This is a genomic window from Microbacterium tenebrionis (genome assembly GCF_903645325.1).
Taxonomy (GTDB): Bacteria; Actinomycetota; Actinomycetes; order Actinomycetales; family Microbacteriaceae; genus Microbacterium; species Microbacterium tenebrionis.
Genome location: NZ_CAHJXQ010000008.1, coordinates 90,318 through 105,571 on the forward strand (window position 1 = coordinate 90,318; position 15,254 = coordinate 105,571).

General features: G+C 68.4%; 10 protein-coding genes and 1 pseudogene. 7 read left to right on the plus strand and 4 right to left on the minus strand.

Translation table 11 applies throughout. The features are described 5' to 3' along the window. Positions 1-73 precede the first annotated feature (73 nt). Genes HWX58_RS11680 through mnhG form a run of 6 tightly spaced genes read left to right on the plus strand, consistent with a single transcriptional unit; the run spans position 74 to position 6,359 of the window. Positions 74-3,019 (plus strand): Na+/H+ antiporter subunit A, encoded by a 2,946-nt coding sequence (locus HWX58_RS11680; protein ID WP_175987928.1) that lies wholly within the window; start codon positions 74-76, stop codon positions 3,017-3,019. Continuing rightward, positions 3,019-3,588, plus strand: coding sequence for a Na(+)/H(+) antiporter subunit C (locus tag HWX58_RS11685; RefSeq protein WP_175987929.1), 570 nt, complete (start codon positions 3,019-3,021; stop codon positions 3,586-3,588). Before HWX58_RS11680 ends, HWX58_RS11685 begins: the two co-directional genes overlap by 1 nt. Next, positions 3,585-5,138 carry a Na+/H+ antiporter subunit D gene (locus tag HWX58_RS11690; protein ID WP_175987932.1) on the plus strand — a complete coding sequence of 518 codons (1,554 nt, stop codon included), beginning with the start codon at positions 3,585-3,587 and terminating at the stop codon, positions 5,136-5,138. Before HWX58_RS11685 ends, HWX58_RS11690 begins: the two co-directional genes overlap by 4 nt. Continuing rightward, entirely contained in the window at positions 5,135-5,707 is a 573-nt protein-coding gene (locus HWX58_RS11695; protein ID WP_175987934.1) for a Na+/H+ antiporter subunit E, read from the plus strand. The genes HWX58_RS11690 and HWX58_RS11695 overlap by 4 nt, the downstream gene beginning before the upstream one ends. Continuing rightward, positions 5,704-5,973, plus strand: a complete 270-nt coding sequence (locus HWX58_RS11700; protein WP_175987936.1) for an MrpF/PhaF family protein — start codon at positions 5,704-5,706, stop codon at positions 5,971-5,973. The genes HWX58_RS11695 and HWX58_RS11700 overlap by 4 nt, the downstream gene beginning before the upstream one ends. Further along, positions 5,970-6,359, plus strand: a complete 390-nt coding sequence (gene mnhG / locus HWX58_RS11705) for a monovalent cation/H(+) antiporter subunit G (protein ID WP_175987938.1) — start codon at positions 5,970-5,972, stop codon at positions 6,357-6,359. Before HWX58_RS11700 ends, mnhG begins: the two co-directional genes overlap by 4 nt. Positions 6,360-6,500: 141 nt before the next feature. Here mnhG and HWX58_RS11710 read toward each other — a convergent pair whose 3' ends face one another. After that, on the minus strand, positions 6,501-7,265 hold the full coding sequence (locus HWX58_RS11710) for an alpha/beta fold hydrolase (RefSeq protein ID WP_175987940.1): 765 nt from the start codon (positions 7,263-7,265) through the stop codon (positions 6,501-6,503). 108 nt (positions 7,266-7,373) lie between these two features. Here HWX58_RS11710 and HWX58_RS11715 point away from each other — a divergent pair, with 108 nt between their 5' ends. Then, complete coding sequence (locus tag HWX58_RS11715) at positions 7,374-8,135, plus strand: GntR family transcriptional regulator (RefSeq protein WP_175987942.1); 762 nt, start codon at positions 7,374-7,376, stop codon at positions 8,133-8,135. Here the strand turns inward: HWX58_RS11715 and HWX58_RS11720 are convergent, their stop codons facing one another. The 3 genes and pseudogenes from HWX58_RS11720 to HWX58_RS15435 all read right to left on the minus strand — a co-directional run. Next, positions 8,136-10,784: a penicillin acylase family protein gene (locus HWX58_RS11720; RefSeq protein WP_175987944.1), complete on the minus strand. Its 2,649-nt coding sequence runs from the start codon at positions 10,782-10,784 to the stop codon at positions 8,136-8,138. Positions 10,785-10,893: 109 nt separating this feature from the next. Next, positions 10,894-13,077 carry a YhgE/Pip domain-containing protein gene (locus HWX58_RS11725; RefSeq protein ID WP_250646206.1) on the minus strand — a complete coding sequence of 728 codons (2,184 nt, stop codon included), beginning with the start codon at positions 13,075-13,077 and terminating at the stop codon, positions 10,894-10,896. 832 nt (positions 13,078-13,909) lie between these two features. Continuing rightward, positions 13,910-15,097, minus strand: a pseudogene (locus HWX58_RS15435) (YhgE/Pip family protein); the annotation flags it as partial. Positions 15,098-15,254 lie beyond the last annotated feature (157 nt).

Here is a 15,254-nt window from a genome sequence, read left to right on the forward strand (position 1 = left end):
CCCCGGCGGGTAAACTGGGAAAAACCCGCCCGCCTGCGCCCCTCGGGGCCGACGAGCCATTGAGGAGCCGCCGATGATCGTGCTCCTTGCTGTGTTCTTCGTCGGGGCTCTCGTCCTCCCCGCGTTGGTGCGCTGGCTGGGAGCGCAGGCATTCGCCGTCGCTGCACTCATTCCCGCAGCGGCATTCGTCCACGCGCTCATGCTGACGCCGCAGGTGCTGGATGTCGAACCGGCGCCCTTCGACTCCGTCACGTGGATCCCGCAGCTCGGACTGAACCTCTCGATGCACATGGATGTGCTCGGGTGGATCCTCACCCTGATCGTCAGCGGCGTCGGCGCGCTCGTGCTGCTGTACTGCCGCTGGTACTTCTTCGACGACACCACCGAACTCGGCCAGTTCGCAGGCGTCCTGCTCGGCTTCGCCGGCGCCATGTACGGCCTCGTCCTCACCGACGACATCATCATGCTCGTGATGTTCTGGGAGGTCACGAGCATCCTCTCGTACCTGCTCATCGGGCACTACCGGCGCCGCGCGGCCAGCCGTCGTGCGGCCCTGCAAGCTCTGCTGGTCACGACCCTCGGCGGTCTGGTCATGTTCGTCGGCGTCGTGCTCCTCGCGGTGGATGCCGGCACCACGAGCATCGCCGCGATCCTCGAGCTCGCGCCCTCGGGGCCGGTGGTGGATGCCGCTATCGTCATGCTTCTGATCGGAGCCATCAGCAAGTCGGCGATCTTCCCGTTCCATTTCTGGCTGCCGGGCGCCATGGCAGCGCCCACCCCGGTCAGCGCCTATCTGCACGCCGCCGCCATGGTGAAGGCGGGCATCTATCTCATCGCGCGCTTCGCCCCCGCGTTCGCGCTCTCCGAGCCGTGGCGTCCGATCGTCATCTCACTGGGAGTGTTCACGATGCTGCTCGGCGGCATCCAGGCGCTGCGCGAGACCGACCTCAAGCGCGTCCTGGCCTTCGGCACGGTGAGCCAGCTCGGCTTCTTCACCATCATGACCGGGTACGGAACGCAGGCGACGGCGCTCGCCGGCCTCGCCCTGGTGATCGGCCACGCCCTGTTCAAGTCGGCGCTGTTCCTCATCGTCGGCATCATCGACCGTCAGCTCTCCACCCGTGACATCACAGAGCTGTCGGGCGTGGGACGCCAGGCGCCGGTCATGGCCGTCGCGGCATTCATCTCGGTGGCATCCATGGCAGGCATCCCGCCGACCATCGGGTTCGTCGCCAAGGAGTCCGCGCTGACATCCCTGCTCGATGACGCGATGGGCGGATCGGTGTGGGGTCTGGTCGCGCTGATCGGCGTCATCCTCGGATCCATGCTGACCACGGCATACGGCATCCGGTTCCTGTGGGGGGCGTTCTGGCGCAAGCGCGACGAGCAGGGCGAGCGGATGCCGGACACCGTCTGGCCCGACCCGCCCGTGGGCTTCCTGTCCGCGCCGATCATCCTCGCCGGTGTCACCCTCGCCGCGGGCCTCGCCGCCCCGGCCATCGACATCGCCCTGCATCCCTACGCCGTCACGGCCCTGCCCGGCCTCGACGCCGAGGGTGCCGCGACCGAGGGCCCCGGCCACCTCGCGCTGTGGCACGGGTTCGAGCCGGCGCTCGGCATCTCGATCCTGTCGATTCTCGTCGGCACAGGCCTCTTCCTGCTCGCCGTCCGCACCCGGTGGGACCGCCGGCGACGGCTGCTGCCCTTCACCGCCGCCGACGCGTACGCGTTCGTTATGCGCGGGGTCGACCGCCTCTCGGTGGTCACGACCACGCTCACCCAGCGCGGCTCGCTGCCGGTCTACGTCGGCACGATCTTCGTGGTGGTCGTCGCCGCCGAGGTCACCGCGCTGCTCGCCAGCGACGTCGACCGGCTGAACCTCTCGGCCTGGCACACGCCGACCCAGATCGCCGTGGCGCCGATCATGGCGATCGCGGCAGTGTTCGCGGTGCAGGCGCGCAAGCGCTACACCGGCGTCGTGCTGGTTTCGGTCACCGGCCTCGGCATGGTCGCGCTGTTCGCCACCAGCGGCGCTCCCGACCTCGCCCTCACGCAGATCCTCGTCGAGACCGTGACGATGGTGACCTTCGCGCTCGTGCTGAGGCGGCTGCCGGCGCGCATGGGTGAGCACAACGCCTCGGTCTCGCGCATCCCGCGTGCCCTCCTCGCGATCGGTACCGGGCTGACGATGGCGTTCGTCGTCATCGTCGCCACGCAGTCCCGCATCGCCGACCCGATCTCGATCACATTCCCCGAACTCGCGTACGAACTCGGTCACGGCAAGAACGTCGTCAACGTCGCCCTCGTCGACCTGCGCGGATGGGACACCATGGGTGAGCTGTCCGTGCTCGTGCTCGCCGCGACCGGCGTCGCATCCCTCGTCTTCGTCACCCACCGCGCCGACATGCTCGCGCAGCGTCCGGCCCTGCCCAAGCGCGTCCGCCGGAAAGCCCGCATCGCGCCGCTGGTCGAAACCACCGAGGGCGTCCGCTTCCAGACCGCCGAGAACCGCAGCAGCCCGCGCGCCTGGCTCGTGGGCGGGCAGCAGATGAAGCCCGAGAACCGCTCGATCCTGCTCGAGGTGATCGTGCGGATCCTGTTCCACACGATCATCGTCGTGTCGATCTACCTGCTCTTCGCCGGGCACAACCAGCCGGGTGGCGGATTCGCGGGTGGCCTCGTCGCAGGCATGGCGCTCGTGATGCGCTACATCGCCGGTGGACGCTGGGAGCTCGGTGCCGCAGCCCCCGCGGATGCCGGGCGCCTGCTGGGCGCCGGTCTCATCCTGGCGGTCGGCACCGCCGTCGTACCCCTGTTCTTCGGGCTCGCGCCGCTGACCAGCACGTTCTGGGAATGGGAGATCCCCGGGATCGGCCACATGGAGTTCGTGACCTCGACGATCTTCGACGTCGGCGTCTACCTCGTCGTCATCGGCCTCGTGCTCGATGTGCTGCGCAGCCTCGGCGCCGAGGTCGACCGGCAGGCCCAGCAGATGCGCGAGCGGGCGGTGACGAGCTGATGGATGTCTCGCTGACCCTGATCATCGTCATGGCCGTGCTGTTCGCCGCCGGCGTCTACGCGATGCTCGAGCGCAGCCTCACCCGCGTGCTCATCGGCTTCATGCTCCTCGGCAACGCCACGAACCTGCTGCTGCTCATCGTCATGGGGGTACCGGGCAACGCGCCGTTCTTCGGCTACAGCGACCTCAGCGATCCGCTGCCTCAGGCGCTGACTCTGACCGCGATCGTCATCACGTTCGCGGTGACGGCGTTCCTGCTCGCGCTCATCTATCGGTCGTGGCAGCTCGGCCAGGCCGACACGGTCGAGGACGACGACGCCGATATCGCCCTGCGCGAGCGCACGGATGCCGACGAAGACGTCCTGGATGACGAGGACGACGCCGGCGACGACGACGCCACGACCGACTTCGTCGGCGTGCAGACGGCGCCGATCACCGTCCTGCACATGCGCGACCACCCGTCGATCCACGACGACGCCCCGGTCGACCGGGCGTGGGCTCCGGATGCTTCGACGGACTCGCCGTCGGCGACGGCAGCCGATGAGAACGACGAGGGGGACCGCCCATGAGCGCGCTCGTCCCCCTGCTCGTCGCCCTTCCGCTTCTCGGCGCCGCCATCACGCTCGTCTTCGGGCGCAGCCCGCGCCTGCAGGTGTTCGTCACCGTGGCCACCCTTGCAGCGGTCGCGATCATCGCCGCGGTCCTGCTCGTCGTCGTCGATCAGGGCACCCCGCTCGCCGTCTCCGTCGGCGGGTGGCCGGTGCCGTTCGGCATCGTCCTCTACGTCGACCGGCTCGCCGCCCTCCTCGTGATGATCTCGAGCATCGTCCTCGTCGCGGTCCTCCTGTTCTCGATCGGACAGGGCGCCGCCGACGGCACCGACGAGACCCCGATCTCGATCTTCAACCCCTCGTACCTGATCCTCGCCGCCGGCATCTTCAACGCCTTCATCGCCGGCGACCTGTTCAACCTCTACGTCGGATTCGAGATCCTGCTCGTCGCCTCGTACGTGCTCATCACGCTGGGCAGCACCGAGTCGCGCATCCGCACCGGCGCCGTGTACATCGTCGTCTCACTCGTGTCGTCGATCCTGTTCCTCGCCGCGATCGCGGTGATCTACGGCGCGCTGGGCACGGTGAACATGGCGCAGATCGCCGAGAGGATGAGCGAGCTGCCGCAGGACACCCAGCTCGTTCTGCACCTGCTGCTCGTCGCGGCGTTCGGCATCAAGGCCGCCATATTCCCCGTGTCGTTCTGGTTGCCGGACTCCTACCCGACCGCGCCCGCACCGGTGACGGCGGTCTTCGCCGGGCTGCTGACCAAGGTCGGCGTCTACGCGCTGATCCGCACCGAGACGCAGCTGTTCGCGAGCAACGACATCAATATGCTGCTGATGATCATCGCGCTGGCGACCATGATCGTCGGCGTGCTCGGCGCCGTCGCGCAGGCCGAGCTCAAGAGGATCCTCTCGTTCACGCTCGTCAGCCACGTCGGCTACATGATCTTCGGCCTCGCGATCGCGACGCCCGAGGCGATCGGCGCGACGGTGTACTACATCGTGCACCACATCATCGTGCAGACGACGCTGTTCCTCGCCGTCGGACTCATCGAGCGCAGAGCCGGCAGCACGTCGATCCTGCGCGTCAAGGGGCTGATGAAGGTCGCGCCGGTCCTGGCGGTGCTGTACTTCATCCCGGCGATCAACCTCGGCGGCATTCCGCCGTTCTCCGGCTTCATCGGCAAGTTCGCGCTGTTCGAGGCCGCGGCATCCGTCGGCACGCCGATCATGATCGTGCTGATCTTCGGCGGCATCCTGACCTCTCTCCTGACCCTCTACGCGCTCATGCGCGCGTGGAACCTCGCGTTCTGGCGCGAGGAGGAGGACTCGACCGAGACCGAGGCGCGCACCGCGTACCTCGCCGGTGCACCCGCCGCCGACGAGCAGCAGGAGCGGCGGCGCATCCCGAAGATCATGACGATCGCGACCGGCGGCATGGTCGGCGTCACGATCGCCCTGACCGTGTTCGCGGGTCCTCTCTACGCCCTGTGCACGAGCATCGGCGAATCGCTGCTGCAGCCGGTCAACCTCGTCCAGCTCGAGGAGGAGGTGAACCCATGAGGCCCGAATCCTCGCGGAGCGTGCTGCGCGACGTCGCGCTGCAGCTGCCGTTCCTCGCCTGGCTCATCGTGCTGTGGATGCTCGTATGGAACCAGTTCACCGTGCTCTCGTTCGTCACCGGCCTCGTCGTCGCGATCTTCGTCACCCGAGTGTTCCGGCTGCCGACCATCGAGCTGTCGGGGCGGGTCAACCTCTGGTACGCGGCGCTGTTCGCCGTGCAGTTCCTGGGGGCGATCGTCCGCGGTGCCGTGGCCGTGACGATCCAGGTGTTCGACTTCCGCCGTCAGCCGGGGGCCGCGATCATCGGCGTGCCGCTGCGCTATGCCGACGACCTCATCATGACGCACGTGTCGGTGACCTCGTCGCTCATCCCCGGGTCGCTCGTCGTCGAGGCCGATCGCGACCGGGGCATCCTCTACCTGCACATCATCGGGGTGCGGAACATGGATGACGTCGAGCATCAGCGCCAGGGCGTGCTGAAGTGGGAGCGCCGGATCGTGCGGGCGCTCGGAAGCCCGGCGCAGTATCGTGCGCTGAAAGAGGACGAGCGGATGGGAGGCGCCCGATGAACGGACTCATGATCGCGATCATCGTCATCTTCGGCATCGCCGCCGTGCTGACCGTCGTCCGCATCATCCGCGGCCCGTCTATCCTCGACCGCGCCGTCGCGTCGGACGTGCTGCTGACCGAGGTGATGTGCGTGATCGGTGCGGAGATGGCGATAGGCGGCCATACGCGCAGCATCCCCGTGCTGCTGATCATCGCCGCGGTCGGCGTCTTCGGATCGATCGCGGTCGCCCGCTACGTCGCACGGAGGGACAACACGACCTCATGAACGTGCTCGGATTGGAGATCCCGGATGCCGTGATCGACACGACGGTGCTCGTGCTGATCCTGCTCGGCGCGCTGCTGTGCTTGTCGGCCGCGGTCGGACTGCTGCGCTTCCGCGCGGTGCCCTCGCGGCTGCATGCGGCGACCAAGCCGCAGGTGCTCGGCCTCTTGCTGATCTGCCTGGCCGTGGCGCTGTCGCAGCGGTCGGTCGGAGGCATCCTGCTCGGCCTCGCGCTGGTCGCGCCGATCGTGCTGATGCAGTTCGCGACCGCCCCGCTGTCGGCGCACATCGTCGGGCGGCAGGCCTATCGCAACGGCACCGAGGAGCAGCGCACGCTCGTCGTCGACGAGCTCGCTCAGTCGAAACAGACCCCGCCCGCCGCGGGCTGAGGCCCGCGGTGCCTCCTGCGCGGCGCCTCCCGCCCGCGGCGCCTGCTGGCGAAACGGGGTTTGCTGCACGAGACGTGGGCCAGTGAGACGGGTCTCATGCTGCAAACCCCGTTTCGCGGCGCGGGAAAGATCCGGCGCGCGTCACAGCGACCCGGCGAACTCCGTGATCAGGTCGGCGGCGAGCTCGGCGTCGCTGAGCAGCGTCCCGTGCCCGTGGTCGGGGATCTCACGCAGCTCGGCGCGCCCCGGTACGAGGGAGACGATCTCGCGGCACCAGTCGACAGGGGCGAGCGGGTCGCGCTCGCCGCGCAGCACGAGCACGGGGCACTTCACCTTCGCGTACGCCTTCTCGGGCTCGTGCACCACGGTCGCGCGGATCTTCCTGATCAGGTGCGGTCCGCCGCGCAGATACTCGCGCGCGCCGCGCCACAGCACGATCGGACGCTCGCCGACCAGATCGCGCATGAGGTACGTCGCCTGCTCCCTGACGCTGCGCGATGCACTGTTCACGGTGGGACCGGCGAGCACCAGTCCGTCGACGAGGGATGAATGCCGCGACGCGAGCTCCGCGCCGATCTGGCTGCCCATCGAGTGGCCGATGACGACGGCGTCGGAGACATCGATGCTGCGCAGGAACGCCGCGATGAGATCGGCGTGCCGTGCCATGGTGAGCGTCCTGGCCGGCTCCGGTGCTTCGCCGAAACCGGGCAGATCGAGGGCGATGATGCGGCCCGGCAGGCGCTCGACGAAGTCGAGGTAGACGCTGCGTCCCATGCCGATGCCGTGGATCAGCACGTAGGGTCTGGGGCCGCTGCCGAAATCCTCGGCGATCAGGGTCGCGCCGCCGTGCTCGAACTCGACGACGGATGCAGGGGTGCCTTCGGGAGCAAGCAGACGTTCTGGCACCGTTCGAGCATAATCCAGCGCGGTCAGGCATCGGACGGCGTCGTCGTGGACAATGGTTGTCTGGCGTCGTGCACGATAAGCGGCGCACCGAGAACGGGAAGGATGCCGATGGCCGTACAGCCTCCGCGTGCTGCGACGCCGATGGTCCGCGTGCCGCGCCCGTCGACGGTCGACCTGATCACCGCAGAGCTCCGCAGCGCCATCTTCTCCGGTGCCCTCCCTGTGGGCAGCCCGATCGGCGAGGTCGAGATGGCGTCCCAGCTCGGAGTGAGCCGCAGTCCCCTGCGCGAGTCGATGCAGCGGCTGGTGCAGGAGCGGCTGCTGACGGCATCCCCCGGTCGCGGCATGAGGGTCAGCGAGATCGGGCCCGAGCGCGTCGCCGATGTCTATGACGCACGCCTCGCCATCGAGGCTCAGGCGGCCAGGCTCATCATCAAGGCCGGCGCCGAGTCCGTCCTGGACCGGCTCGAAGCCGCCTACGCGGCGCTCGTCGAGGTGAGCCAGGGTACGGATGCGCTCGCCATCAGCGACGCCGACCTCGAATTCCACCGGCTGCTCGTCGACGTGGCGGGCAGCGACCGTCTCGGGCTGTACATGTCGACTCTCGTCATCGAGACCCGCATCGCCGGACTCAGCGGCGACGGCGACGGCTACACCGCCCGCCGCTCGATCTCGGAGACCTATCGTCAGCTGCTCGACGCGCTCGCCGCCGGTGACGCGTTCGAGGCCTTCACGGCTCTCGAACGCCAGTTCGCCGAAGCCGTCGCACGGCACACCGGTCAGGCCGGCGACGTCGACACCGTCGAGACTCCGGTGACCGAGGCGATCGCGGTGATCACCCCGATCGAGGTCGTCGACGACGAGGGCTGATCAGCCCTTCGGCGCCAGCACCAGCGTGTCGACGGTCGCCTCGTCGACGGCATCCGGCGTGTAGGCCCACACCGTCTGGAGGCCGCGCGACCAGTTCTCGGTCTGATCCGTGTAGTGCGCGTGGAACGCGTGCCCGGATGCTCCGGTCAGATGATTCCACGACGAGGCATCGAAGTCGGACAGATCGATGACCATGCGCATCGACGGCACGGTCGTCGTCTCGTACGACTGGCCGATGTCCCATCCCGTCGCGTTGACCACCGACGCGCCTCCGCCGACGGGGTAGGGGCCGCGGTTGAACAGCGCCTCGATCGGCGCGATGCCCGAGGAGCCCAGGGTGTCGCTGCGCAGGGTGATGGCGTGCAGGCTCCCCCAGTTCCACCGCGAGGTGACGTCGCCCTGCAGGGCGACCAGCTCGTCGTAGGCCTCCTCGGCCGACAGCGCGAGCATCTCGTCCATGCCGCTCGCGCCGATCGCGTCGTTGGACCAGAGCGGATCGGACGGGTCGTCGAGCATGCCGTCGACGACGGTGAACAGGCGGCCCTGACCGCCGATGGGCAGCGGCTCCTCGCGCTCGGCGAACAGGTTCGTCACGAGGTGCGACCAGAGCACATTCGCATAGGCGGCCGCCGCCGAATCGGCGTTGTTCTGCGCATCCCAGGTGCGCAGCAGGTCGACCGCCTCCTGCGGGCCGGCGCCGTCGACGGCGACGTCGCCCATGACGGTGGCGAGCTTCTTGCCGATCCACATCTCGTTGTCGTTCTGGATCGCGCGCATGTCCGCGCTCGTGAGGGGAGCTGCGGCCGCCTTGCGCTCGATGAGGTGGGCGATGCGCGCGGCCCGGTACCCGTAGTCCCAGTCCCGGGAGAGGAAGTGGTCGTAGTCGTCGGTGACGATCGCATTGTTCGCCGTGACGATGTATCCCGAACTCGGGTTGTACGACACGGGCAGCTCCTCGAACGGGATGAACCCCGTCCAGTCATACGAGCTGTCCCAGCCCGGCTGCGGTAGCCAGCCGTCGCCGGCACCGCGGATCGGCAGACGCCCCGGCGCCTGGTACCCGATGTTGCCCTCGACGTCGGCATAGATCAGGTTCTGCGCCGGGACGTCGAACAGGGACGCCGCATGGCGGAAGCCGTCGAAGTCCTTCGCGGTGTTCAGCGCGAACAGCGCTTGTGCCGTCGTCCCGGCGTCGAGTGCCGTCCAGCGCAGGCTCACGGCGTACTCACCGCTCATGCCGCTCGCGGCATCCGTCTCGCCCTGGCTGAGGCCCGACCCGTCGGCTGCGACGAGGCCGTCGGCGACCGAGGTGAAGTCGTCGGTGAGGCCCGACACGATCGGACCGTGCACGGTCGAGCGGATCGTCAGTGGGATGTCGTCGCCGCCCGCGACCTTCACGGTCTCTTCGCGCACATCGAGCGGCACCAGCTCACCGTCGCGCCAGTACTGGTCGCCGTCGATCTTCTCGACATACAGATCGGCGACGTCGGTGGTCAGGTTCGTGAAGCCCCAGGCGACCTGCTCGTTGTGGCCGATCACGATGCCGGGCAGGCCCGAGAATGAGAATCCGCTGACGTCGAACGGGCACTCGTCACTGACGGTCGAGCACCGCAGCTGCACCTGATACCAGACGCTGGGCACGGCTGCGCCGAGGTGCGGGTCGTTGGCGAGCAGCGGCATCCCCGTCGCGGTCAGTGCACCCGATACGACCCACGAGTTCGAGCCGATCCCCTCACCGGCATCACCGAGGAGCATGCCGGCCGCTTCGATGACGTTGTCGGCCTGCTGCCATTCGACGGTGGTGATGGCGCTCTGGCCACCCGCGTCGTCGCCTCCGTCGTCGTAGGAAGCAGCATCGGCATCCGTGCCCGATCCGACCTCGGGGACGGTCGAGATCTTCGGCACGATGACCGGGTTCTCATCGAACGGATACGACGGATAAAGCTGTTCGAGCATCGCCATGCTGTCGGCCGGTGCCTCGGGATCTCCTGTCTCGGCGACGAGCAGCGCCCGCTCGGTCTCGTCCTCGATGTTGGTGCGGAGGTCCCAGGCCATCGCCTTCAACCATGCGACGGAGTCGGCGGGCTCCCACGGCTCGATCTCGTACTCGGGGTTCTGTATGCCGAGGACGGCATATTCAAGGGATGCCTCGGCGCCGTCGTGCTCGGCGAGGTAGGCGTTCACACCGTCCGCGTACGCCTGGTAATAGGCGCGGGTCGTGTCGTCGAGGGCCTCGACCTCCTGCTCGGCGACGTCGCGCCAGCCGAGGGTGCGCAGGAACATGTCGGTACCGGCCTGCGACTCCCCGAACATCTCGGCGACGCGCCCGCTGGTGACGTGGCGGCGGAAGTCCATCTCGAAGAAGCGGTCCTGCGCGTGCACGTAGCCCTGCGCGTAGAACAGGTCGTGCGAGGAGTCGGCCGTGATGGTGGGCACGCCGAGCGCGTCGCGCTGCACGACGACCTCGGACTGCAGCCCGTCGACCTGCAGCTCGCCGGCGGTCTGCGGGAAGGAGCGCTGGATCGTCCAGACCACGAAGAACGCGGCGGCGACCGCGACGACGAGGAGGGCGGCGACGACGAGGAACGCGATCCTCCCGATCTTCGCACCGAGATGACGGGGGGCGGGCTCGGCGGGTTCAGTCGTCATCGCACAGCTTTCAGGGTCGATCGCGGGATTCGAACCTGCCGAACCCCGGGCGCGCTTCGGGGACGCGCGTTGGAAGCCTATCCGAATGCGTGTGCGTCGTGCGGAGTGCTCACATGAGCTTGGTGGATTCCAGAGCGCGCAGCAGCTTCCGGTTGAAGCCTATGAGCGGCAGACGCAGCACCAGACCGAGCAGAAGCGCGGGCACGGCGAATGCAGCCAACCAGCCCAGCGAGACCCAGTAGTCGTTCTGGTAGATGCCCGCGATGGCGGAGCGCATCGCGCTCACAGCATGAGTGGCAGGCAGGAACGGACTGACGTTCTGGAACCATTGCGGAAGCACCTGCAGAGGGTAGGCGCCGCCGGAGCTGGAGATCTGCATCACCAGCAGCAGCACCGCAAGTGCCTTCCCGGCGTTGCCGAAGGTCACCACCAGCGTGTAGATGATCAGAGTGAACACCAGCGAGCTCACCCATCCGGCGAGGATGAGCAGGAACGGATGCTCCGGCTGCACCTGCGTGAACAGCACGCTGCCGAGACTGACGAGCGTGCTCTGCAGGAAGGCGACGAGCGCGAAGATACCGAACCGTCCGAGATAGGTCTCGGCGGGGGAGAGGTCGGGAAGTCCGGTTGATCCGTCCCGGGGCGGGTCGACGCGGATCGCGACCGAGGTGAGCAGCGCTCCGACCCAGAGGGCGAGCACGGTGTAGAGCGGCGTCATGGCGGCGCCGAAGCTCACGACCGAGTACACCGGTATGCGGGTCAGCTCGACCGGCTCGGCGAGGTGCATCGCGAGCGCTCGCGGGTCTGCGCCGATCACGTCGGTCAGCTCACTGAGATCGCCCGTGTCGATCGCGGTGGTCAGCGCCGCGCTGAGCTGCGCGAAGCGGTCGGCGGTGTCGGTGAGCGAATCCGAGATGCCGGTGGTCAGCTTCTGGGCATCCGCCAGGGCCGAACCGGTCGACGACGAGCCGGTGAGCGAGTTCGCGGCCGATGTCAGGTCGCCTGAGATCGAGTCGATTCCGCCGCCGATGCTCGAGAGCGTCGACGCGAGCGCGTCGAGCTTAGGCTGCAGACCGTCGGTGTAAGAGATCCGCGCATCGTCGACGGCGGCCTTCGCCTGAGCGGTGAGCTTCTTGATCTCGTCGCGGGTCGCCTGGCTCGACTCGCTCGAATCCATCACCTGGGAGGCGGCCTCGTCCAGGCGATCCTGCAGCGCCTGCTGACGGGCGATGGCGGCGTCGATGCGCGACACCGAGGCATCGAAGGCGTCGAGCAGGCTCTCGGGCAGCTGCGGACGCACATCGTTCACGAGTCCGTCGCGCAATTCCTGCTGCTGGTCGATCTGCACCTGCACCCGGTCGGCGAGGGAGCCGATGGTGCCGGCGGCGCTCGCCGACTGCGAGTCCATCGCGGCGTAGACCTCGTCGATGCTGTCTGACACGCCCTGGTAGCCGGCGGAGGTCTGGGCCAGGGCGTCGCCGAGCGCAGAGGTCGACGACGAGAGCACCTTCTTCAGTGACGCGGCCGCGTCCTTCCCGCCGCCGAGCGCCCCTCCTGCGTCTCGCAGAGCGTCGCCGGATCCGGTGATGAGACCCGAGGCGCTGTCGACCAGCGGCCTGCTCGACGCGATCAGCGAGCCGAACATGTCTGCGGTCGACGCCCCTGCGCGCAGCTGAGCCGCGACCGAGTCGACACGCGCCTGCAGTTTCGACAGCGCGGCCTGGGTGTCGGCGTCGTCGAGGTAGTCGGAGAGAGAGGTGAGGATGTTCATGCCCGCCTCGCCGAGAGTCTCGGTGAACACCTCGTTGATGCTCGTCGACACCTCGCTCGCGCCCCGGTCGGTGACCTTCGGCGCGAGGGCGTTCTTCTTCTCGTTGAGGTAGTAGTCGATGCGCGTTCGGTCGGCGCCACTCGTGTAGAAGGTCATCATGTCGGCGCTGAAGGTCGGCGGAAGCACGATCGCGGCGTAGTACTCGCCCGAGCGGGTGCCGTCGACAGCGTCCTCTTCGGTGGTGATGACCCAGTTCAGATCGTCGTTGGCGCGCAGCGCCGACACGACCTGCTCGCCGACGTTGAGCCGGATCGGCACGAGATCGCTCTGATATCCGTCGTCCGTGTTCGCGACGGCCACGGTCAGGTTGCGGGCGTTGTCGAACGGGTTCCAGCTGGCGATGACGTTGAACCAGGTGAACAGCGATGGGATGACGACGAGCCCGAACAGCACGATGATGGCCATGACGCTGCTGGTCGCGCGGCGGATATCGTGGCGCATGACGGCGATGACGTGGCTCACTTGTCGCCCTCCTTCTCGTGCGGCGTGTCGGTGGCGGTAGTCGGCTCCGGTTCGGGTTCCGGATGCCTGGGAGCGGCGTCCACCGCCTCGGAGGCAGGGTCTTCTGCGCCGGGTCCCCGGTTTCCGGCGGCGCCTCCTCGTGCGCGAACAGCTCGTCGAAGGCGACGGCAGCGTCGTCCGGATCGGCGGCGTCGTCCGGATCGGCGGCGTCGCCCGGATCGGTGGCGTCGTCCGGATCGGTGGCGTCGTCCGGATCGGTGGCGGAGACACCGGCTGCCGCGGCCGACGCCGAGGTCGCGGCCCCCACGGGCGCGGTCCCATCGCCATCCGTGAGCACCTTGCCCTTCGCAGAGTCATCCATCGACAGGGCACGGCGCAGCTCCGCATCCGGCATCGCGCCGATCTCGGCGGCCTGCTCGATGCTCTGCCTGATGTACTCCAGCGTGACGACGAAGCCGATGAGCAGCAGGCACCAGAGGGCGGCGAGGCCCAGCACGACCGCCTTGGCATCCGGGATCAGCCAGCCGCACAGCGCGAGCACCACGAGACCGGCGGCGCCGATGAGCAGCGTCAGGCGCAGCCGCGTGGGATAGTGCTCGCCGAAGCGCTGCGCCCGCCCGGCGACGTCAGCGCGGAAGCCGTCGCCGTCCGTGAGGGCGCGGATGATCTCCGGGGTGCGACGGCGACCTGTGACCTGCACCTCCTCGCTGACCATGAGCTGGCTCTCGGCGAGACGGCGGTTGAAGAGCAGGGCGAAGTTGCTCAGGCGGCCACGCAGGAAGATCCCGAGGATCCAGGCCAGGGCGACGAAGATCGACAGCGCGCCCATGAAGCGCCACCAGTGCAGGCCGTAGAAGCCGCTGATCGTCTCGCGCATCGCGTCGATGCCGTACGTGAACGGAAGGAACGGGTACAGCCCGCGGAAGAAGTCGGGCATCATCTCGATCGGATACAGACCTGAGGCGCCGGGGATCTGGAAGATCACCAGCAGGATGCACAGGCCCTTGCCGACGATCCCGAAGCACACCGACAGTGCGTAGATGATGCTGAGGTACGCCAGTCCGATGAGTATGCCTGTGCCGACATATGCGAGCGCATTCGCCGTCTGCACGCCGATCACGAGGTTGCCGATGGTGACCAGCGCGGCCTGGAAGATCACGATCGTCGCGAACAGGAGCCAGCGGCCGATGTACGCCTGTCGCACGGTGATGCCCTCGACGCCCTCGGTGTCGACCTCGACGCGCATGATCACCATGAGCACGAACGCGCCGATCCAGAGCGAGAGGTTGGTGAAGAGCGCGGCCATCGCCGAGCCGTAGGCGGCCGTCGGGAACATCACGTTCGTGTCCACCTCGACCGGCGAGGCCATGAACCGGGCGATCGCATCGGGTTCGAGCCCGGTGATGGTGCTGAGCTTGTTCCAGATCTCGGCCGAGCCGAGGGCGAGCACGTCGGTGCGCACGGTGCCGAGCCCACCCTCCGCCGCGGCGAGGTCGCCGTCGAGAGCGGTGAGCGCGTCGGAGGTGCCGGCGAGCTGGGTCCTGAGGCCGTCGAGCAGGCTCCGCGCCTGCTCGACCTGGGTGCGCTGCGCGCCGAGCGCCGACGAGAAGGCGTCAGCGCTCGACGAGAGCTGCGACATCGCGCGGTTCAGCTGCGGCACGCTGTGCGTGAGCGCGTCGCGGATGGCCGTCGCCGAGCTGGCTGCCTGACCGACCGCGCCGTTCACGCTGTCTGCCGCCTTCGTGACAGAGGTGATGGTGTTCGAGACGTCGGTGTTGAGCTGCTCGAGCTGGCTCAGCACCTGCTGGTCGGCGGCGTTGCGCTCTCTCAGCGCGTCGATCGCAGCGCCCAGGCGCTCTGCGGCGGGCGAGCCGGGCTCTGTGCCGTCGAGCACGGCCTGCAGCTCGTCGAGAGCCGTGGCGTTGGACTCGATCACGGCGGTCAGGTCGTCGACGGTCGTGCCGACGGCCACGTTCGCCTGCTGCAGGCCCGCGGCGAGGGTGGCGATCGAGCCGTTCATCTTCGCGGCGGCCTCGGCGATCAGCGTCGAGCCCGAGACGTAGGCCGAGGTCACGCTGTCGGTCACGGTGAGCAGCTCCTGCTGCGCCTCGGCGGCGATCTTCTGCGCCTGGCCGACGGCGGTCTGCACCTCGCCGAGTGTGCGGTCGACCTTGCCG